Below are 19,772 nucleotides of genomic sequence, written 5' to 3' on the forward strand. Positions count from 1 at the left end.
CACTTCCACTACGACAGCCATGATCAACTGAGAACGCACCTCTCGGACTTCATCGCAGCATACAACTTCGCGCGCCGGCTCAAGACCCTCAACGGGCTCACGCCCTACGAGGACATCTGCAAGATCTGGACTTCAGAGCCGGACAGATTCATCTTGAACCCGATCCACCAAATGCCGGGACTGAACACCTAAGAACGCGTCAAATTCCAATCTTAGCCGGACGGAAAATCTGCAAAATACTCAGAATATTGAAGAAACCATCGGGGGATGCGGCCGGGTGCCGATCTGCCGGGTGCACGCGGCAGGTCTGACGGCCAGCCGCAGCATCCCCGCGCAAAGCCCGCCCCACCGACGCCGGTCAGACGGCGGCAAAGGCCCAGGCCACACCACGATAAGCGAAGAAAGCGTCGCGCCGGGACGCGGACGCATCGCGCGGCGGAAGACATGCTCTGCCCCCGCCGCCCGATGTTGCCTGCCCCTTTCCGCGGGAGGGCAGGATGTCAGACGCCGCGCGATGCGGCAGATCCCGCCGCGCCCCCGGAAAAGGCGCCGCCGTCAGTTCCCGGGGATCAGGACCTTGTCGATCACCTGAACCTCTCCGTTCGACCGCCGCAGATCCGGCGCCAGGATGGAGACGACGGTGCCGCGCTCATCGCGCAGCTGGATCATCGCACCATTGGCCTCGACCCCCAGATAGCAGCCGCCGAGGGTCTTGATCATGTAAGGGCCCGCCTGCACCGCGAGCAGCCGCCGCAGCGTCGCCGTGTCGATCCGGCCGAGGAGGATGTGGCAATTGAGAAACCGGGTCAGCTCTGCCCGTTTTGCCGGGTTCGTGTATTGATCCAGCATGCCCGGATGCAAGGCGCTGAACGCCGAATTGACCGGCGCGAAGACCGTGAACATGCCGTTCCCCGCGAGGGTCTGGTCCAGCCCGGTCGTCTGCAGCATCGCTGCCAGGGTCGAATGCTCGGGCGAGTTCGCGATCATCTGCATGACGCTCCCCCCGGAGTAGGAAGACGTGCCGCCCGCAACCAGAATGTTTCCGGAAAGCGCCCCGCCCGCCGAGCCAAGGACAAGACAGCCAGCCAGGAACGCCTTGAGAATGAAATGCATGTGAGATGGTCCTCCTGCTCGGGGCTGCCCCGGCGGCAAGCCTGATGCGCGATCATCATGAGTACGATACTTTAGTTTGTGAAGATGTAACTTAATGATATAATCCGCGCAAGGGAGGGATGGCCTGCTCCGGCCGTCACAGCGCCGCCCCGGATCGAAAATGCAGACCGGACGCCAAGTTGGCGTTGCGGTCGGCGCGGGCCGCATCCTAGAGTGCCGCCAGAAACCGAAGAGCCCGCCGTGACCCAGAAACCCTCGACAAACAGATGGTTCTCAGCAGAAGGCTCGATCTCGATCCTGCTGCTCCTGCTCATTCCGGCGATCCTGCTGATCGGCGGCATCGGGACGGACATCTGCCTGATCAATGCGCAGAAGAAATACGTGCAGTCGCAGTCCGACCTCGCGGCACAAAGCGCTGCGCGCGTGCTGCCGAACCTCGCGCTTGCCCGGCAGACGGCTCAGGGCGTGGTCAGCGCGAACAGCGCCTATGGCACGGTGACACTGGCGCGCGCGGATGTGATCTTCGGCAGCTACAATGCCGGCGTCTTCGTCCCCGCCGCCGACCAGAATTCGGCCGGCGGGGTCAATGCCGTCAAGGTGGTCGTCCCCTCGCCCTACACGCCGCTGCTGCTGCGGCCGGTGATGGCGACGGACCTCACCGTCACCCGCAGCGCGATCGCCACGCAACGGGCGGCCATCGCCTTCAGCCTGCGCAACTCGCTCCTGACCCTGAACACCTCGTCCTCGATTCTGGACACTGTCCTCAAGAGTCTGCTGGGCGTCGACATCTCGGCCGCGGTTCTGGACTCATCGGGCGTGCTCGGCCTCGGTGTCGACGTGAACAAGCTCCTCGGTCTGCTGAGCCTCGATGTCGCGGGCCAGGTGCTCGACTATCGCGATATTCTCAACCTCGGGATCGGGACGCCGCTGGTCGTGCAGGCGCTGTCGACGCTCGGGGTGCTGCCCGCCGGCACCACCTCGGTTTCGGGCGGGACGCTCTCCCTCGGCTCGCTTCTGAACCTGTCCCCCTCCGCCCTTGATGTCGAGATCGGCCAGATCCTGCCGAACCTGTCGCTGAATGCCTTCGACCTGCTGATGGCGACTGCCAGCCTCAACGGCAGCCTGAAAAACGGGCTGGTCAGCGTGCCGCTGAGCCTCGGCATCCCCTATATCCTCGACGTGAACCTGTCGCTTGGCATCGTCCATTCAGCGGTCATGGCGGCCGGTTTCATCGACGACATTCCGCCCGTTACCGCCACGGTCAGCCAGCTCTCGCTGCGGCTGCAAGCCGAGCTGCTGACCTACATCAAGCTCGACCTCGGCCTTTCCGGCGCGCAGGCCACCGCGACCGCGACCGGTCTGAACTGCGCGGCCCGCGCACCGGGCGACACGCTGGCGACCTTCGACGTGCAGACCGCGCCGGTCGCCCTCGACCTCAGCCTGACCGTCCCGGGCATCCTGAACGGCAGCACGAAAAGCGACAGCGACAGCATCTCGCTGTTCGGCGGCTTTCAGCGGGTGTCGGTGCCGCTCGGCTCGCTCGGCGAGAGCGTTCTGGTGGAAACGCCAATCCGGATTTCGGGGCTGACCTCCTTCGTCTCAGGCCTGCTCGGCAATCTCAGCAGCAGCCTGCGCACCGACAAGAATCAGTGCGGTTTCCTCGGGCTCGCCTGTCTGCTCGATCTCGTCAACAGCGTCATCAGCGGGCTGACCTCGCTGATCGCCGGGACATTCCTCGACACTCTGGTCGACGATCTGCTCAATGCCCTTGGCATCGAGATCGCCCCGGCCGAGCTGATCGTCAGCGACTACAGCTGTTCGTCACAGCTGGTGCAGTGACGGCTCAGCGGACGATAACCGAGGCGGAGCGGGTGATCTGTCCGAGGTTGACGCCCAGCATCTGCCCGAATTGCGACGCCCCACCGCCCGCCAGATCGTAGGTCACGCTGATCGTCAGCAGGCCCGAGGCCGCTGGCTGGCCGGGGCAGCTGGCCATCGGCTCGAATTTCGCGGCCGAGAGCGTGACGCTGTTCTCGGCAAGTGCCGGCAGATAGTCCTGCCCGAGCTTGAGGCAGATGTCGCCGTCGTAATTCTGTCCGACCAGCGAGAACCCCTTGCGCGCAAGCTCGAAGGCGACCTGCTGCACCTCGCTTTGCGAAGCGATCAGCAGGCTGACGAAGGCGATCAGCGCCAGCATCAGCAGCAGCGCGGGGAAGATGATGACGAATTCGACGGTCACCACCCCCGCCTCGGAGCGCAGCCGGTCGCCCAGTTTTCCGAAACGCCCGCCCCGCATCAGTTTGCCCCGGAGATTGTGGCGGTGCTGTCGGTGCCGCCGCTTTGCGTCGGCACCGCCTGCGGCGGCGGCGGCACATGATAGGTCGGGCGCGCCGTCCCCGAGGGATAGAGGAGCTCGTCCGGATAAGCCATCTGCGCCGCCAGGTTGTTGGCGACAGTGCAACCCGCCCCCGGAGAACAGCCGGACTGATCGACCTCGATCGCGTCGATCTGGATCATCCGCACGATGCCGGTGCTGCCCGGCGCGTCGGCGGGGTCCGGCATGCGCAGATCGACGCGGGGAATGCGGCTGCCGATCAACTTGCGGACGGCACCGGCCCGCGCCTCGTCCTGCCCGGCCGAGCAGCCGCGCGGCACGGTGACGATGACGGCGCCGGCGCGCGCCGCCTCGGCCGAGCCAATGAAGGCACGGATGCGCTTTTGGTCGGCCGACGGGATCCGCGCCGAACACTGGCCGAAGGAATAGCTGATATGGGCGCTGACGATCTCGGGCGAGAGCCGGCCCTGCACGGTCTGCACCGGCTCGCCCTCACAGCCCGACAGCAGCATCAGCGCGAGGCCGGCAGCAACAAGGGGGCGATCGAAAATTGCAAAGATCATGGCATCACCTGTTGATGAGGAAGCCGGCCTGACTGCGGGGCCGTCCCCCCGTCGCCGTGTCAGGCCGCACCATCTGCCCGGTCATCATCTGCTGCACCCCGTTCGGCGCCAGCGCCGCACCGTCCAGCGGGGTCTTCAGCTGGTTGCGGGTCGTCGGGCGGACGACATAGGGGGTCACGATGATGACGAGCTCGGTCTCACCGCGCTGGAAGGCGGAAGAGCGGAACAGCGCACCGATGATCGGCAGCTTCGCAAGCCCCGGAAACTCTGTCAGCGACTGTTGCCGGTCGGCGCGGAACATCCCGGCGATGGCAAAGCTCTGCCCGCTGCCAAGCTCGACCGTCGTCGAGGCGGAGCGCTCGGCAATCGCCTTGCCGTCGGCGGTCGACTGCGCCTCGTCGATCGACCGCACATTGGTATCGAGCTGGATATGGATCTGGTCCTTGTCGTAGACCGTGGGCGTGAAGGTCAGCTCGACGCCGATCGGCTCGAATTCGATGCGCGTGTCGTCCTGCGTCGCACCGACACGATAAGGAATGCGCCCGCCGGCGAGGAAGGTAGCCTGCTCGCCCGAACGCGCAGTCAGGTTCGGTTCCGACAGGATGGTGGCAAGGCCCGAGCGCGACAGCGCATCCATCACCAGCCCGAGGTTGTTGCCCATGGTCGCTGAGACCGAATAGCCCTCGATCGTCGAGGCGGGCGAGGTCAGGCTGCGATTCTTCGAGCTGCCCGTGACGGAAATGCCCAGATCCTGCTCGATGCTGCGCGAGACCTCGGCGATGGTAACCTGCAGGTTGACCTGCGGCGGTGTCGTCAGTTTCAGATTGTTGACCACCACGGCGGCATCGCCGGCCAGCTTGGTGACGACGTTCTCGGCTGCCTGCGCGTCGGTGTCGCTCTCGACCGTCCCGTTGACAAAGATCGCCCCGTCGGCGGTCGACAGCCTGATCGCACTGCCCGGCACCGCCTGGCTCACGGCGGACTGCAGCCGGCCGAGGTCGATGTCGACCTCGACCTTGGCCTCGATCAGCGCCTTGTTGTCGGCCCCCAGAACGAACAGGTCCGACGAACCGATCCCCTTGCCGACGACATAGACATATTGGGCCGACTGCATGTCGACATCGGCAACCTGCGGGCTGGACAGGAAGACCGCACTGGCGGGCTCGGTCAGGCGGATGAACTTGGCCTCGCCGACCTTGAGCCGGATCTCCATGTGCTGGGTCGGTGTCCCGGTCTCGATCTGCGGCGCGGCGGCGCCGTCTCCGCCGCTCTGCGCCCGCACGGGTGGAGCAAGGAAAAGTCCGCACAGCGCCACGGTGCCGGCAAGGATCAGGGGGGGACAGGCGGCAGGAAAGATCGAACGGGTCATCTTATGTCTTTTCAAGGCGGCTTTCGACGCGGCGGAGAACAGGTGGGCACAAGAAATACCGACCGGCCTATGCGCCGGCCTCACAGTCATCGCAGCTGCGCCCGGATCAGCGGGCGGATCAGATAGCTCAGCACTGACCGGCGCCCGGTCTGGATGTCAACCTCGGCAATCATGCCGGGCCGGATCGGATAGCTCTCCCCGTGCCGTTCCAGATAGGCGCGGTCGGTCTTGACCATGACCTTGTAAAAGCTCTGCGTACCGTCGGCACCATCGGCATCGACGGTGTCGTCACTGATCTGCTCGACGGTTCCCTTCAGGTCGCCATAGACCGAGAAATCGTAAGCCGTGATCTTCACGCTTGCCGGCATGCCCGGCGCGATGAAGGCCACATCGCGCGGCGCGACATGGGCCTCGATCAGCAACTGGTCGTCGATCGGCGTCACTTCCATGATCGCCTCGCCCGGCTGCACGACACCGCCGAGCGTGGTGATGTTGACGTTGTTCACCCGCCCCGCCACCGGCGAGCGCAGATCCGTGCGTGCGAGCTGATCCTTCTTCTGCACGATGCTCTGCTGCAAGGACAGAAGCTTCGCCTTGGTGTCCGCCAGCTCGCTGTAGGCGTCCTGCACATAGACGTTGCGGACCTCGGTGATTTTGCCCTCGAGCGTCGTCTTCTGCTGCTGCAGTTTCAGCAAGTCGACCTGGCTGACCGCGCCGCCCTTGGCCAGCGGCGCGGTCAGGTCGATCTGCGTCTGGATCGGCTCGATCTGACTATTCACCGAGGCGATGGACTCCAGCAGCTTGGTGCGGCGCGCGCGGAACAGCCGCTCTTCCGTCGCCTGGATCTCGGTCATCGGCTCGGAAAACCCGACATCCTCCTTCTCCAGCACCTCGGCCTCGAGCCGCTGCACCTCGGCCGCCAGGACCTCCATCTCGGACTTCGCCTGCAGATAGGCCGAACGGAACTGCGTCGGGTCCATCTTCACCAGGATCTGCCCGGGCTGGACGGTGTCGCCCTCGCGCACCTGCAGCTCCGAGATGATCCCGCCCTCGAGGCTCTGGATCGTCTGCTGGCGGCGCAGCGGCACGACGCGCCCCTCGCCCCGCGTGATGTCGTCGATCTGCGCCAGCGCCGCCCAGATCAGCGCGATCATCGCCGTCGCGACGATCACCCAGATCGTCTGCCGCGCGACGCGCACCGCCTGCAGCCGGCGCGAACCGTCGGCGAAGCTTGGGGTATCGGTGGACAGGCTGCTCATTTGACGGTCTTGATTCCATTGGCATGGGCGCCGAGGTCAATGACCTGACCGAGCGGCCCGTGATAGGCAACGCCCCCATCCTTGAGAACGAGAGCCGTCTCGGCCAGCGCCAGAACCTCGCGCTTGTGGGTGGCGATGATCGCCGTGCGCGAGCCGAGCCATTCGCGCAGATAGCCGATGACGTGCTTCTCGGTGATCTGGTCGAAGGCCGCCGTCGGCTCGTCGAGCAGCACGATCCGCGGGTCCTGCAACAGCACGCGCGCAAGCCCGATCGCCTGGCGCTGCCCGCCCGAGACATTGGCGTTGCTGTGGATGCGCAGATCGAGGCCGCGCACATGGCGCCGCACATAGGCGCCTAGCCCCACCGCATCGAGCGCGGCCATCAGTTCGTCATCCGAATGCATGCCGCGGTCGAGCAGCAGGTTGTCGCGCAGCGTCCCCTGAAACAGCGCGACGGATTGCGGCAGATAGCCGATCTGGCGGCGCCGGTCGATCGGGTCGATCTGGCTGAGCGACAGGTTGTCGATCAGCAGGCTGCCGCTGGTCGGATTGGTGAACCCCGCCAGCATCCGCAGCAGCGTCGATTTGCCCGCGCCATTCGCCCCGATCAGCGCGGCATGCTCGCCGGCGGCGATCTCGAGGCCGTTGATCGTCAGCTCGGGCGGCGAATCCTTTTCGTGCGAGAAGGTGATGTCCTGCATCCGGTAGGCGCCGGCGAAATGCGGCGCGCGCAGGTATTGCCGGTCGGACGGGCGTTCGACCGGCATCGCCATGATCCGGTCGAGCCCTTCCATCGCCGCGCGCACCCCCTGCCAGCGGGCCAGAAGCCCCGCCACCCGGCTCATCGGCGACAGCGCGCGGCCGGACAGCAGCGTGCAGGCGATCAGCGCGCCGACCGTCATGTGCCCCTCGCTGATGCGGTAGACGCCCACGATCACCACGCCGCCATAGCAGATCTGCTGCGTCGAGGCGACGAATTGCGAAATCAGCGTGCTCAGCTCGCGGCTGCGGATCGACGAGCCCGCAATCGTCGCCGACAGCTGCGCATAGGCGCGCTGCAGCCGGTTCTCGGCGCGGGCGGCCTTCACCGTCTCGAGGTTCGACACCGCCTCGAGCAGGATACCGTTCAGCGCGGCGCTTTCCTGATTGTGCTCGCGCGAGACCTTGGCGAGATGCTTTTGCATCACGATCCCCGGCAGCACGATGGCGATCGAGCCGAACAGCGTCACCAGTGCCACCGGCCCGCCGATGAAGGCGATGATGCTGATGAAGATCAGGGTGAAAGGCAGGTCCGACAGCGCGGCGACGGTGCTCGAGGTGAAGAATTCCCGCACCACGGCGAAATCGCGCACCTGATTGGCGAAGACCCCGGTCGACTTGGGTTGTTGCGACAGGTGCAGGTTGGTCACCTGCTCGAACAGCTGCGACGACAGCCGCAGGTCGAGATCACGCCCGGTCACGTCGACCAGCCGCGCGCGCATGATGCGCAGCACGAATTCGAGGCAGATCGCGATGGCGACGCCGCTGGCAAGGATCCACAGCGTGTCGAAGGCGCCGCTCGGCACGACGCGGTCATAGACCTGCATCGAGAACAGCGATGAGCCGATCGCCAGCAGGTTCGCCATGAATGCGGCGAGGACCACGTCGCGATAGATCCCCAGATTGTCGAGGACCGGACCGATGATCCAGTGCCGCCGCTCCCCGACGGTCTCGCCAAGCCGGTCGGACAGCACGTCGATCGGCCGCGCGAACAGCGCCCGTCCGGCATAGCGCGCGCCCAGATCGGCAAGCGCGCACTCCTCGCGCCCGCCACCGGTCTCGGGATGAACCAGCGTGCAGCGCCCCTCGCCCACCCATTCGAGCACAGCATACTGGCCATCGTGCAGAAACAGCAGCGCCGGCAGCGAGGCCATGGAAATATCGTCCAGCGCCCGGGCTCCGATCCGGCAGCTCATGTTCGCCCGGCGGAGCGCGATGGCCGCATGGTCAGGCGGCAGGCGCCCGTCCGCGTTGACCAGACCGTCGGTCAGCCGCTCGGGCGGAACCTGGATGCCATTGAGCCGACACAGCTCCATCAGTCCGACGACGAAGGGGTCGGTCGTGCTCTGTCCTGTCATGGCGAAACCGTGCCCCGGCGTTTCATGTCATTTCACCCGATGCTGCCCGCCCGCCGCAACGACCAGCGATCCGAGCACCCCGATCGACTGAGCCGCCTCGTATTCGGTCTGCTTCAGCGTGCTGAAGGTGTCGATCGAGCTGACCTGCGCGTCATACTGGTCGCGTCCGGTGGTCAGCAGGTCGACGAGCTCGCGCTTGCCGGCCACGAATTGCTGTTCGTAGGCCTCAAGCACCTGGTCCGCCTGCGCCAGCTGCTTTTCCTGCGCGACCCCGGTCTGTTGCAGCACCACAATCTGCTGCACCGAGGCGCGCACCTTGTTCTGCAAGTCACGCTCGGTCGACAGCAGGCTCGATTTCGCCGCGTCGAGATCCTGCTCCGCCCCCTTGATCGCGCGGCCGCGGAAATTGCCCGCGTCGAGATCCATCGAGGCCGCAAGGCCGATCGACCCGCTCTGCGACCGCTCGCCATTCAGCGCCTGTTTGCCCTGTGCCTGGATCGAGATCGTCGGCAGGCGCGCGGCCTTGGCCTTGTCGATGCCCTTCTCGGCGATGCGGACATCGGCCTTGGCGGAGATGTAGTCGGGGGCCACGATGACCGCCGAGATGATCGCCGCACTGTTGCTGTACAGCTTGGCAAAGCCGAGATCGGGCAGCGGATCGACACCGTCCGGCTGCTTGCCCACGAGATACTCGATCTGCGCCAGGGCCATCTGCCGGTCGGCCTGGATCTGGGCGAGTTGATCCTCGGCCCGGGAAATCTCGAGCCGCGCCCGGGCGATCTCGGCGGAATCGGCGAGGCCCGCGTCGACGCGGTCCTGCGAATACTTGGCAATCCGGCGCGCGAAGGTTGCGTATTGCTCGGTGCAGGCGAGCTTCTGGTCCATCGTCTCGACGGTCAGGAACTGCAGCGCGATCTCATAGGCCAGCTCCTCGACCGCGCCTTTCAGCTTGGCGACGGCCTTCACCCGGTCATAGGAGGCGATGCTGACCTTGCTGCGGGTCAGCCCCCAGTCGAACAGCACCTGCGACAGCGTCACCAATGCCTTGGGCCCGCCGGTGGAGGTGGTGTTGGTTTCCGCCGCGAAGCTGACCGAGGGCAGCCATGCGTCCTTCGCCGCCTCGATGTTGGTCGTGGCCCGGGACACCTTCTTGCGCAACGCCGAGACGCTCGCATCGTATTCGGTCGCGGCGCGGAGCGCCTCGCGATAGCTCATCGCCGCCACATCCGTTGCAAGGAGGGCAAGGCAGGCAGCGCTTCCGGCCAGGAGGGAGAACAGTCTCATCGCGTCAGCAGGTCCCCGCATCGGCGGCCCGGGCAGCCCGCGCGGGACCGCGCGGCGCGCCCCCGTCCTTACGCACCATGAACATCATCATTCCCCTGCATCAGATCGGCCAGGGTCGTATCACTCTCCGACAGCGGCGGCGTGGTGTCCGCTTCGGGGCCGGGGGTCTCGGTCGTGCTGTCGAACATCCCGCCGGCAAGACTGCTGTCAGTGGCCGGGGGCTGCGAACTCGCAGTCGCGGCCGCCTCCCCGGTGTCGGAGGAGAGCAGCGAGGCAATGTCGATCGTCAGGGACTCGCCGCCGATGAGGTTCGCCACGAGGCTGGCGGGGTCGGCCGCGCTTTCCGCCGCGGAGACCTCCGATACCGGAGTGTCGTCGGCCTTGGTCGCTTCGGTCAGGCTGGCAGGCTCGAGCGCATCGGCCGCGGTCTCGCCTGCGGCCGGCGCAGCGTCTGCATGCGACGAATGGTCATTGCCACCGTCCGAAACGATGATCTCGCCAAGGATCGCACCGAGCGCGGTCGCAAAGGCCAACTTGTCCAGCCCCACCCCGAACAGGGTCCAGCCGCCGGCGCCATCCGAAGCGCTCGCGGCCTCGGTCACCGCCTCGCCGTGCACAGCGCCTGCGGCCTCAGCCTCGGACGCCGCCGGAGCCGCCCCCGCTGCACCGGTTTCGGCATGGGCGGTGTCGACCTGGTCGGGTTCGGCAGGATGAATCACCCCGGTCTCGGGCTGGAACGGTTCAGGTGCCAGAAGGCCGGTGACCTCGACCGGGCCGCCGGCGCCGTCGAGAAGGCGGCTGGCATTGCCTTCCGGGCCGATCACGAAGAAATCGTGCAGCAGAACCTGCTGGCCGTCGAGCAGCGTCACGCGCAGATCGGTGCCGGCCTTTTCGTAATAGGCGATGCCGGGCGCGCCCTTCCCGAAGTAGACGTCGGACGGTGCCGTGATGGAGATTTCCGACCCGTAGGCCCGGACAGTCCCCCCCGTCGACGACGTTGCGGAAAAGATCTCGACCGCCATTTTGCCTCTAATTCCCCTGATTCACCGCCCGCTGCGGCGGTTGTAGCCACTGTCAGGCGGCCAGAACAAGCCCCAACGCCGCCGGTTGCCGGACCGGATGCCGGGCGATGCCCGGATCCCACACCGGATCGGCGCCTCGCTCGCCCCTCTTTGAATGCAGGGGCGCCTCCCGGGGAAAGCTCCGGAAGGCGCCGTTTCAGATGTGAAGAGCGCCTGCGCTCTGCGGCGCCGATCAGCCGAGCAGCGACGTGTCGCCCAGCAGGGAGTCGAGCGTATCCGACACCGTGTCGAGCGTGCCGCCCAGAAGGCTGCTGTCCGAACCGCCGAGCAGGCCGCCGAGCAGACCGTCCGACCCGCCGAGGAGGCCACCCAGAAGGCCGTCCGACCCACCGAGGAGGCCACCCAGCAGACCGTCCACTGTATCGGTCACACCCCCCAGCAGACCATCGGAGCCGCCGAGAAGGCCGCCCAGAAGCCCATCCGAGCCGGTGTCGCCGCCGAGCACACCGCCCAGCAGACCGTCCACAGTGTCGGTCACACCCCCCAGCAGACCATCGGAGCCGCCGAGAAGGCCGCCCAGAAGCCCATCCGAGCCGGTGTCGCCGCCGAGCACACCGCCCAGCAGACCGTCCACGGTGTCGGTCACGCCCCCCAGCAGACCATCCGACCCGCCGAGGAGGCCGCCCAGAAGCCCATCCGAGCCGGTGTCGCCGCCGAGCACACCGCCCAGCAGACCGTCCACAGTGTCGGTCACGCCGCCCAGCAGGCCGTCAGACCCGCCGAGAAGGCCGCCCAGAAGCCCATCCGAGCCGGTGTCGCCGCCGAGCACACCGCCCAGCAGACCATCCACGGTGTCGGTCACGCCCCCCAGCAGACCATCCGACCCGCCAAGAAGACCGTCCAGCGTATCCGTCACGCCGCCCAGCAGGCCATCAGACCCGCCGAGGAGGCCGCCCAGAAGCCCATCCGAGCCGGTGTCACCGCCGAGAACGCCACCGAGCACACCGCCCAGCAGACCATCCACAGTGTCGGTCACGCCGCCCAGCAGGCCGTCAGACCCGCCGAGGAGGCCGCCCAGAAGGCCGTCCGAGCCGGTGTCACCGCCGAGAACGCCACCGAGCAGGCCATCCAGAAGGCCGCCCCCGGTCGAGGTGCCATCGCCCAAGAGCCCTGCACCGAGCAGATCCCCCACGAGGCCATCCGAGCCGGTCACCGCGCCGAGCAGGCCGTCGTCGCCAACAAGCCCCCCCAGGAGACCGTCCGAACCGGTGACCGCGCCCAGCAGCCCCGAGTTCCCCGTCAGGTCGCCCAGCAGACCGCCGTCGGCGATCAGCCCGTCGAGCAGGCCGGTGCTGCCCGCGTCGCCACCCGAACCGATGTCCGTCAGCCCACCGAGAGTGCCGGACAGCGCATCCGTCAGCCCGCCGGCAACATCGGTGACATTGCCAAGCAGGTTGTCGACCGTCGTCCCGAGATCCCCCGTCACCCCTCCGAGAGTGGTGCCGAGGTTATCGACCAGCCCGGACACCGCGTCCGTCACGCCATTGCCATCGGTGGTGCCGTCGCCCAGCAGGCCCGCGCCCAGCAGACCGCCCAGCAGGCCATCCGAGCCGGTCACCGCGCCGAGCAGGCCATTGTCGCCGACAAGCCCCCCCAGCAGACCGTCCGAACCGGTGACCGCGCCCAGCAGCCCCGAGTTCCCCGTCAGGTCGCCCAGCAGACCGCCGTCGGCGATCAGCCCGTCGAGCAGGCCGGTGGAGCCGTTCCCCGTGAGACCGTCGACCAGATCGCCCACCGTACCGCCGAGGTTGTCGACCAGATCGCCAACCAGGTTCCCGGCATCGCTCACCACGTCGCCAACCGTATCGAGCAGGTTGTCAAGCAGCGACGAATCCGAGGCATCCGTCGGCTCGGTCATATCCGTCGGCTCGGTCATATCCGTCGGCTCAGTGGTGTCGGTCGGTTCCGTGGTGTCCGTCGGCTCCGTGGTGTCGGTCGGCTCCGTGGTGTCGGTCGGTTCCGTGGTGTCCGTCGGCTCCGTGGTGTCAGTCGGCTCCGTGGTGTCCGTCGGCTCCGTGGTGTCCGTCGGCTCCGTGGTGTCGGTCGGCTCCGTGGTGTCGGTCGGCTCCGTGGTGTCCGTCGGCTCCGTGGTGTCGGTCGGCTCCGTGGTGTCCGTCGGTTCCGTGGTGTCCGTCGGTTCCGTGGTGTCCGTCGGCTCTGTGGTGTCGGTCGGTTCCGTGGTGTCGGTCGGCTCCGTGGTGTCCGTCGGTTCCGTGGTGTCCGTCGGTTCCGTGGTGTCCGTCGGTTCCGTGGTGTCCGTCGGTTCCGTGGTGTCCGTCGGTTCCGTGGTGTCCGTCGGTTCCGTGGTGTCCGTCGGTTCCGTGGTATCCGTCGGTTCCGTGGTGTCCGTCGGTTCCGTGGTGTCCGTCGGTTCCGTGGTGTCCGTCGGTTCCGTGGTGTCGGTCGGTTCTGTGGTGTCCGTCGGTTCCGTGGTATCCGTCGGCTCCGTGGTATCCGTCGGCTCCGTGGTGTCGGTCGGCTCGCTCGAACCATTGCCGTTGTCATCCGACAGGATCAGCACCGCGCCCAGGCCGGCCAGACCCGCCGCAATCATCCCGCCAACGCCGTCCATGCCCGCGCCGATCCCCGCGGCGCCCGAATCGACCGCCTCCGTCAAGCTCGTCACGCCCGAGAACGAGCCGTCCGAGAACAGCAGGCGGCTCACCTCGCCCTTCGGGCCGGTCTGGAAAAAGTTGTCAACGACGATCTGGTCACCGCTGTTCAGCTTGAGAACCAGGTCATCGCCGCTCTTCTCATAGCTTGCCACATCGGCGCGAAGCGTCGGGACACGCACATCCATGGGCTGGGGGACGGAAATCTTCGTGGTGTTCATTTTCAGCTCTCTTGGCTCTGGATCTTTACGGACAATGGCTGAGGTGAAGGCGACTCCGCCCCACATCACATACTTTCGTATCGTCTATAGATCGAAAGATTAGATCTTTCTATCTTTAATTTGTGAACACCTCAGCCTAATAGTTTCCAAAAGCGCATACGTCTTGCCGTCACCCCCGAACCAGACCAGCGGAAGGATATTCCCGAGGAGAAATACCGAGCTGGACGGCGCGACTTCTGGATTTTATGAGTTGCCGGGGGCCAGCCGAAGGAACGAGCACCGTGATCCGAAATGCGCTTCTGACCGTCACACTCTGTCTTGCCGTCGGAGGCTGTGCCGACGGCGGCTTTTCCATCGGCGCCGGATCGTCCTCGACACGAAACACCGAGAAGGTCGCAGACGCCGCCCTCGGGGTCGGCGATTACACTGAAGCCGCCCGTCTCTATGAGCGCGCCGTCGCGACCTCGCCGCGGTCTGTTGACGCCTGGCTCGGGCTCGGCCGGGCCTATGGCGCAACCGGGCAGTTCATCCGGGCGCAGAACGCCCTGGCCGCAGCGCAGAAACTGGCCCCGCGCAACACCGAAGTCCTTGTCGAGCTTGGACATCTGCAGCTCTCGCAGATGCATCCGCGCGATGCGCTCGCGTATTACGACAAGGCGCTGGCGGTCGATGGCCGGAACAAGGCGGCGCTGACCGGCAAGGGCGTGGCCCTCGATTACCTGTCGCGGCACGGCGAGGCGCAGCAGGTCTACCAGCAGGCCCTGGCCCTCTATCCGACCGATTTTCCGCTGCTGAGCGACTATGCGCTGTCGCACGTGCTGTCGGGCAATATCGGCGAAGGGATCCGCCTGATGGAGCAGCTGCTGCGCGATCCGACCAAGGGCCGCACGGTGCGGGCGAACATGGCGCTGGCCTACGCCCTCGATGGCCGCGAAGCGGATGCCCGTGCGATGATGAGCGGCGACGTCGCACCGGACGAGATCAACCGGACGCTGGCCTATTACCGCCAGATCCGGAAGGACTACCTGGCCGGAAAGCCGATCGGCTATCTGGTGTTCCGCTGACCGCCTGCGCGTCTTGCGCAGCCGATCCAAATTGTAAGAGTACCCCCGGGCCGACAGGCCAAACAGTAGCCAGTTCAGTTATCTGATGAACAGTCCCCCAGTGGCGAGAGACGGACCTTCCGGCCCTGATTCTCGCCATGCCTCGCCCGTTTGAGACCTTGTCTCTGTACTGATCCGGATGGACACGACATGCGTTTGAAAGTCGCCCTGCTCGTCACTCTCGGAACGATCCTCATCCTGGTATCGTCCGCATTGCTGCTGGTGCGCGTCCGGGCCGCCGATCAGCGCGCCGAGGAGATGAACCGTGCCATTGCCGTCTTCGGCGACATCGTCGCGCTGCCAGCGCTCGAGCGCGACGTGAAACGCGGCGAAGAGATCACCGCTGCGGATCTCGCCGATCTCCGCATCCCCTCGGTCTATGTGCCGGAGGGCGTGCTGCGCGCCTGGCCCGAGCGCAGCGACCCGGCACAGAAGTATTACGCGTTGCGGGACCTGAAGGCGCATGCCCTGCTCGACGCCGAGGAGGTCTGGCTCGGCAAAGCGGACGACGGCCCGCTGTTCGCCGCCGGCAAAGGCGCGGTGCCGATCACGCCGAAGAACCTCGAAGAGGTGGCCCCGGCGCTGAAGGTCGGGGATTACGTCGACGTCTACTGGCAGCGCGCCGCCACCAATGGCCAGCCCGAGGTGCGGCAAGTTGCCGCCGGGCTGCGCGTTCTCGGTCTGCCCGGCAGGCCCGCGGCAGCGACTGCGCCAACCGCACCGAAGAACGCCTTCGACGGGCGCTTCGTCGTCGAGGCCGGGCAGGACCGGATCCCGGTCCTGCTTCAGGCCGGCGCCCAGGGTGACCTCTATGTCACGGTTGCCGGCAAATCGTCGACCGATGACACCGGCGCTGTCGTCGTCGACAACACCGTGCTGCGCGCGCTGCCGCTGGTCACCCGCGCCGGCGCCGCCCCCGCCCCGATCGCGGCAGCGGTCGACCGGATCACCGAGGCACAGAAGGGGCCGCAGCTGTGCAACCTTTCGGTGGTGCGGTCGTCGCAGCGCTCGGTCATCCAGGTTCCCTGCAACTGAGAGAAAGGATCCGCCCATGCCGGCTCTCAGAATCTGCACGGTAACCGACGGGCTCGACGCGGTGCTGCAGGTGGCGCTGCTCCTGTCCTCGGTGGGGGACGAGACGACACGCACCGACCTGCGGCTGAATGCCGCGCAGGAGGCTCTCGGCAAGACCGGCACAGAAGATTTCGACCTCATCGTCCTCGCCGCGACGGATGATGGCCGGACCCCTGACATGCTACGCGAAGTCGCCCGGATCGCCGTGGCGCGTGGCGCGACGGTGCTGCTGCGCGGCCCCGATGCCACATTGCCGGAGGGGCTGCCCCCCGACCTCGGCATCCTGCGCGGCCCGCCCTTCCCCGCGGGCAGCCTCGGGCAGATCCTCGCCGCCGCCGCCCCTGTCGGCAGGACGACGGCCGCGCTTCGGCCGGAACTGGGCACCGGCTCCGGGTCGCGGGTGCCGCTGCGCCGGCTGATCGCCCGCCTCGCCGGCCAGGAGGAGGCGGTCCCGCCGCCCCTCCCCCCCGACGCGCCACAGGTTCATGTGATCCAGCCCACATGCGGTGGCGCCGGCAGCACCACGCTGAGCGTCAACTTCGCCGTCGCGCTGGCGGAACGGGCGAAGCTCGGGGACGGCCGCACGGCCGTCTGTGTGCTCGATCTGAATCTGCAGTTCGGCTCGGTCGGGACCTATTTCAACCTGCCGGAAAACTCGCAGCTGCGCGACGCCTACCGCAACATCCAGCGAATCGACGCCGAGGTCTTTCAAAGCTGTCTGCAATATCCCGCCCCCGGTGTCGCGGTGCTGCAGACGCCCGCCGAGATCATGCCCTTCGATGCCCTCACCGCCGCGTCGGTCGGCGAGCTGATCGCCCTCGCACGCGGCACCGCGCCGCTGGTGATCGTCGACATGCCGCATTGCATCGCCGACTGGGCCGAACAGGTCTTCGTCGAGGCGGATCAGATCCTGTGCGTCAGCACGCTCGACGTGCGCTGCGCGCGCAATGCGCGTCTGCTTGAACGGCTGCTGGCGGCATCCTCGGTCCCCCGGACCCCACCCGAGCATGTGCTCAACCGCGCCCCCTCCCGCCGGTCGCGCGAATGGGAGGAGAACCGCGCGGCCTTCGAAACCGCGATCGGCCGCCCGCTTTCCGTGGTCTTCTCCGACGGCGGGGCACAGGTCGCGGCCTCCTGCGACGAGGGCAATCCGCTGTGCAGCGGCTCTCCGAAAACTGCCCTCGCACAGGAAATCCGGGCTTTCGTCGGGCGGTTCCCGATGCCCCTGGCGCAACAGGGAGAGAGGTGATCCATGTCGATGTTCGACAAGTTCCGGCAGGAGCAGAACGAGCAGAATTCGGGCGTCGCCTCATCCGCGACGTCGCCGCCTCCCCTGCCGGGTCTCGCCCAGGCCGCATCGCAACCGGCCGTCCCTACCCCCGAGACGGTGCGCGACGACGCGGCACGCGAGCGGCGCCACAAGCTCGGCGAGCTGCGCCAGGCGGCCCATGCGCGGCTGCTTGAAACCTTCAACCTGCCCGCGCTGCTGCAGGCGAGCGAGGCCGAGATCAAGATCGAGATCGGCAATATCGTCCGCGAACTGATCCCGAACACGGCGGTGGCGATGAGCCGCTCAGAACGCGAGCAGCTCGTCGACGAGCTCTATTACGAGGTCATGGGCCTTGGTCCGCTCGAGGTGCTGCTGAAGGACGAGAACATCGCCGACATCCTGATCAACGGCCCGAACATGGTCATCGTCGAGCGCAACGGCATGCTCGAGGAAACCGACGTCCAGTTCCAGAGCGAGGCGCACCTGCGCCGCATCTTGCAGAAGATCCTCGCCAGTTCCGGCCGGCGTCTGGACGAATCCACCCCCTATGTCGATGCCCGCCTGCCCGACGGCTCGCGCCTGAACGCGGTGATCTCGCCGATCGCCATCGACGGCACGATGGTCTCGATCCGCAAATTCCGCAAAGACAAGCTGACGCTCGAGCAGATGGTGCTGTTCGGCTCACTCAGCGAGGCGATGGCCAGCTATCTGCGCGCCGCAGTGCAGGCGCGGCTGAACATCATCGTCTCGGGCGGGACCGGCTCGGGCAAGTCGACGCTGCTGAACGCGCTTTCGGCCTATATCGGCAAGCGCGAGCGGATTCTGACGATCGAGGACACCGCCGAGCTGCAACTGCAGCAGCGCCACGTCGGCCGGATGGAAAGCCGGCCCGCCAATGTCGAGGGCAAGGGCGCCGTGACCCAGCGCGATTGCCTGCGCAATGCGCTGCGGATGCGTCCCGACCGGATCATCGTCGGTGAGACCCGCGGCGAGGAAGCGATCGACGTGATGCAGGCGATGAACACCGGCCACGACGGCTCGATGACCACGATCCACGCGAACACGGCGCGCGACGCGACCAGCCGTCTCGAAAGCATGGTGCTGATGGCGGGGCTCGAGATCCCGCTTGCAGCACTGCGTCGGCAGGTCGCCTCGGCCGTCAACCTGATCGTGCAGGTCGAGCGGATGCAGGACGGGTCGCGCAAGGTCGTCTCGATCACCGAGATCGTCGGCTGCGAGGGCGACGTGATCTCGATGCAGGAGCTGTTCTATTTCCGCCACGACAGCATCACCCCCGAGGGGCGGGTCGAGGGCCGGTTCCTCGGTTCGGGCGTGCGTTCGTATTACACTGAGAGATTCCGCCGCTGGGGCATCCGCCTGCCCGATTCCCTTTACAGCGGAGAAGGCTGATGGGCGGATCAATGCTGCTTCTCGGCCTGTTCATGACCGGCGGTGTGCTGCTGGTGATGGCGCTGTGCCTTTATGTCATCACCGATTACCGCCGGCTGCGCCGGCGCGTGCTCGAGCGGTTCTCCGGCACCCCGGCCGCCGCCGCCCCGGCCGCTGCCCCCGGACGGCCCGCGCCGCTGCGCATCAGCGACCCGGTCGCCTCCCGCGGCACGGCCGGCGGCGCGCTGCCGGGAATGCGGCTGTGGCATGACCATCGCCGGCTGATCGTGATCGGTGCGCTCTCGCTGTGCGGGGTCATCCTGCCGCTCGGCATCGGTCTGCTGCAGATCGGCGTCTGGTGGAGCCTGCTCGCCTGCGCCCTCACACTCGGCGCCGCGGCGGCGCTGCTGCCGCGCTGGCACGCGCGCAAGCTGCAAGGCGAGATCGAGGCGAGCGTGCCCGATGCCCTCGATATCGCGGTGCGCAGCCTGCGGATCGGCATTCCGATCAGCGTGGTCATCCGCACCCTCGCCGAGGACACGCCCGGGCTGCTCGGATCGGAATTCGCCTTCACCGCGGACCAGATCAACTTCGGCAAGGACACGATCCAGGCGCTCGAGGAACTCGCGCAGCGCTGCGACAACCAGACCTTGCGCTTCCTCGCCGCGGCGGTCGCGATCCAGAGCGAAACCGGCGGCAATCTGGCCGGCCTCGTGGAGAAACTCTCGATGCTGGCCCGCTCGCGCATCCAGCTGCGGCGCAAGATCGATTCGATCACCGCCGAGGCGAAATGGTCCGGCCTGTTCCTGTCGGGCTTTCCGGTGGTCGCCGCCGGCGGCATCTGGCTGCTGGCGCCGGACTACTTCGCGCCGATGAAGGATCACAACCTGACCGTGCCGGTTCTCTCCGCCGTGGTCCTCCTGCTTGTGCTCAATATCCTCTTCATGCGCCGCATCGTGCGCTTCGACACCTGAGGGCCGG

15 protein-coding genes and 1 pseudogene are annotated in these 19,772 nt (G+C 66.9%); 7 read left to right on the forward strand and 9 right to left on the reverse strand.

Annotated elements, in window-relative coordinates; translation table 11 throughout:
- Positions 1–192: pseudogene (locus tag EOW65_RS03895) on the forward strand (IS3 family transposase); the annotation flags it as partial.
- Positions 193–555: 363 nt separating this feature from the next.
- Here EOW65_RS03895 and EOW65_RS19905 read toward each other — a convergent pair.
- Positions 556–993, reverse strand: a complete 438-nt coding sequence (locus tag EOW65_RS19905) for a fasciclin domain-containing protein (RefSeq protein ID WP_164879982.1) — start codon at positions 991–993, stop codon at positions 556–558.
- A 360-nt stretch (positions 994–1,353) separates the two neighbouring features.
- On the opposite strand from EOW65_RS19905, the gene EOW65_RS03905 reads away from it, so the two are divergent.
- Positions 1,354–2,952, forward strand: a complete 1,599-nt coding sequence (locus EOW65_RS03905) for a pilus assembly protein TadG-related protein (protein WP_128147689.1) — start codon at positions 1,354–1,356, stop codon at positions 2,950–2,952.
- Positions 2,953–2,956: 4 nt separating this feature from the next.
- Here EOW65_RS03905 and EOW65_RS03910 read toward each other — a convergent pair whose 3' ends face one another.
- From EOW65_RS03910 to EOW65_RS20100, 8 genes are all read right to left on the reverse strand, one after another.
- The gene (locus EOW65_RS03910) at positions 2,957–3,409 is read right to left on the reverse strand and encodes a TadE/TadG family type IV pilus assembly protein (RefSeq protein ID WP_128147690.1); all 453 of its coding nucleotides are present in this window, start codon (positions 3,407–3,409) and stop codon (positions 2,957–2,959) included.
- Positions 3,409–4,011 carry a hypothetical protein gene (locus EOW65_RS03915; protein ID WP_128147691.1) on the reverse strand — a complete coding sequence of 201 codons (603 nt, stop codon included), beginning with the start codon at positions 4,009–4,011 and terminating at the stop codon, positions 3,409–3,411. Before EOW65_RS03915 ends, EOW65_RS03910 begins: the two co-directional genes overlap by 1 nt.
- Before the next feature lie 4 nt (positions 4,012–4,015).
- A complete protein-coding gene (locus EOW65_RS03920; RefSeq protein ID WP_164879983.1) occupies positions 4,016–5,380 on the reverse strand; it encodes a type II and III secretion system protein family protein in 1,365 nt (454 codons plus the stop codon).
- A gap of 86 nt (positions 5,381–5,466) precedes the next feature.
- Entirely contained in the window at positions 5,467–6,639 is a 1,173-nt protein-coding gene (locus tag EOW65_RS03925) for an HlyD family efflux transporter periplasmic adaptor subunit (RefSeq protein WP_128147693.1), read from the reverse strand.
- Complete coding sequence (locus EOW65_RS03930; protein WP_128147694.1) at positions 6,636–8,756, reverse strand: type I secretion system permease/ATPase; 2,121 nt, start codon at positions 8,754–8,756, stop codon at positions 6,636–6,638. Before EOW65_RS03930 ends, EOW65_RS03925 begins: the two co-directional genes overlap by 4 nt.
- A gap of 27 nt (positions 8,757–8,783) precedes the next feature.
- A complete protein-coding gene (locus EOW65_RS03935) occupies positions 8,784–10,040 on the reverse strand; it encodes a TolC family protein (RefSeq protein WP_164879984.1) in 1,257 nt (418 codons plus the stop codon).
- A 68-nt stretch (positions 10,041–10,108) separates the two neighbouring features.
- Positions 10,109–11,062: a hypothetical protein gene (locus tag EOW65_RS03940; protein WP_128147696.1), complete on the reverse strand. Its 954-nt coding sequence runs from the start codon at positions 11,060–11,062 to the stop codon at positions 10,109–10,111.
- 232 nt (positions 11,063–11,294) lie between these two features.
- Entirely contained in the window at positions 11,295–14,021 is a 2,727-nt protein-coding gene (locus tag EOW65_RS20100; RefSeq protein WP_128147697.1) for a BapA/Bap/LapF family prefix-like domain-containing protein, read from the reverse strand.
- Positions 14,022–14,236: 215 nt separating this feature from the next.
- Here EOW65_RS20100 and EOW65_RS03950 point away from each other — a divergent pair, with 215 nt between their 5' ends.
- The 5 genes from EOW65_RS03950 to EOW65_RS03970 all read left to right on the forward strand — a co-directional run bounded on the left by EOW65_RS03950 (position 14,237) and on the right by EOW65_RS03970 (position 19,765).
- Positions 14,237–15,019 carry a tetratricopeptide repeat protein gene (locus EOW65_RS03950; RefSeq protein WP_164879985.1) on the forward strand — a complete coding sequence of 261 codons (783 nt, stop codon included), beginning with the start codon at positions 14,237–14,239 and terminating at the stop codon, positions 15,017–15,019.
- 189 nt (positions 15,020–15,208) lie between these two features.
- Positions 15,209–16,093 carry a CpaB family protein gene (locus tag EOW65_RS03955; RefSeq protein WP_128147699.1) on the forward strand — a complete coding sequence of 295 codons (885 nt, stop codon included), beginning with the start codon at positions 15,209–15,211 and terminating at the stop codon, positions 16,091–16,093.
- 16 nt (positions 16,094–16,109) lie between these two features.
- Positions 16,110–17,381 carry an AAA family ATPase gene (locus EOW65_RS03960; protein WP_128147700.1) on the forward strand — a complete coding sequence of 424 codons (1,272 nt, stop codon included), beginning with the start codon at positions 16,110–16,112 and terminating at the stop codon, positions 17,379–17,381.
- Positions 17,382–17,390: 9 nt separating this feature from the next.
- Positions 17,391–18,812 carry a CpaF family protein gene (locus EOW65_RS03965; protein ID WP_128147859.1) on the forward strand — a complete coding sequence of 474 codons (1,422 nt, stop codon included), beginning with the start codon at positions 17,391–17,393 and terminating at the stop codon, positions 18,810–18,812.
- On the forward strand, positions 18,812–19,765 hold the full coding sequence (locus EOW65_RS03970) for a type II secretion system F family protein (RefSeq protein ID WP_128147701.1): 954 nt from the start codon (positions 18,812–18,814) through the stop codon (positions 19,763–19,765). The genes EOW65_RS03965 and EOW65_RS03970 overlap by 1 nt, the downstream gene beginning before the upstream one ends.
- The last annotated feature ends 7 nt before the right edge of the window (positions 19,766–19,772 follow it).

Origin of the sequence: Paenirhodobacter ferrireducens (assembly GCF_004022265.1) — a bacterium.
GTDB lineage: Bacteria > Pseudomonadota > Alphaproteobacteria > Rhodobacterales > Rhodobacteraceae > Rhodobacter > Rhodobacter ferrireducens.

Excerpts from the sequence above, each read along its gene's own strand:
- EOW65_RS03955 (WP_128147699.1), top strand. The coding sequence starts at position 15,209 with ATGCGTTTGAAAGTCGCCCTGCTCGTCACTCTCGGAACGATCCTCATC.
- EOW65_RS03925 (WP_128147693.1), bottom strand. The coding sequence starts at position 6,639 with ATGAGCAGCCTGTCCACCGATACCCCAAGCTTCGCCGACGGTTCGCGC.
- EOW65_RS03930 (WP_128147694.1), bottom strand. The coding sequence starts at position 8,756 with ATGACAGGACAGAGCACGACCGACCCCTTCGTCGTCGGACTGATGGAG.
- EOW65_RS03915 (WP_128147691.1), bottom strand. The coding sequence starts at position 4,011 with ATGATCTTTGCAATTTTCGATCGCCCCCTTGTTGCTGCCGGCCTCGCG.
- EOW65_RS03960 (WP_128147700.1), top strand. The coding sequence starts at position 16,110 with ATGCCGGCTCTCAGAATCTGCACGGTAACCGACGGGCTCGACGCGGTG.
- EOW65_RS03940 (WP_128147696.1), bottom strand. The coding sequence starts at position 11,062 with ATGGCGGTCGAGATCTTTTCCGCAACGTCGTCGACGGGGGGGACTGTC.
- EOW65_RS03910 (WP_128147690.1), bottom strand. The coding sequence starts at position 3,409 with ATGCGGGGCGGGCGTTTCGGAAAACTGGGCGACCGGCTGCGCTCCGAG.
- EOW65_RS03935 (WP_164879984.1), bottom strand. The coding sequence starts at position 10,040 with ATGAGACTGTTCTCCCTCCTGGCCGGAAGCGCTGCCTGCCTTGCCCTC.
- EOW65_RS03920 (WP_164879983.1), bottom strand. The coding sequence starts at position 5,380 with ATGACCCGTTCGATCTTTCCTGCCGCCTGTCCCCCCCTGATCCTTGCC.
- EOW65_RS20100 (WP_128147697.1), bottom strand. The coding sequence starts at position 14,021 with ATGTGGGGCGGAGTCGCCTTCACCTCAGCCATTGTCCGTAAAGATCCA.
- EOW65_RS03965 (WP_128147859.1), top strand. The coding sequence starts at position 17,391 with ATGTTCGACAAGTTCCGGCAGGAGCAGAACGAGCAGAATTCGGGCGTC.
- EOW65_RS03970 (WP_128147701.1), top strand. The coding sequence starts at position 18,812 with ATGGGCGGATCAATGCTGCTTCTCGGCCTGTTCATGACCGGCGGTGTG.
- EOW65_RS19905 (WP_164879982.1), bottom strand. The coding sequence starts at position 993 with ATGCAGATGATCGCGAACTCGCCCGAGCATTCGACCCTGGCAGCGATG.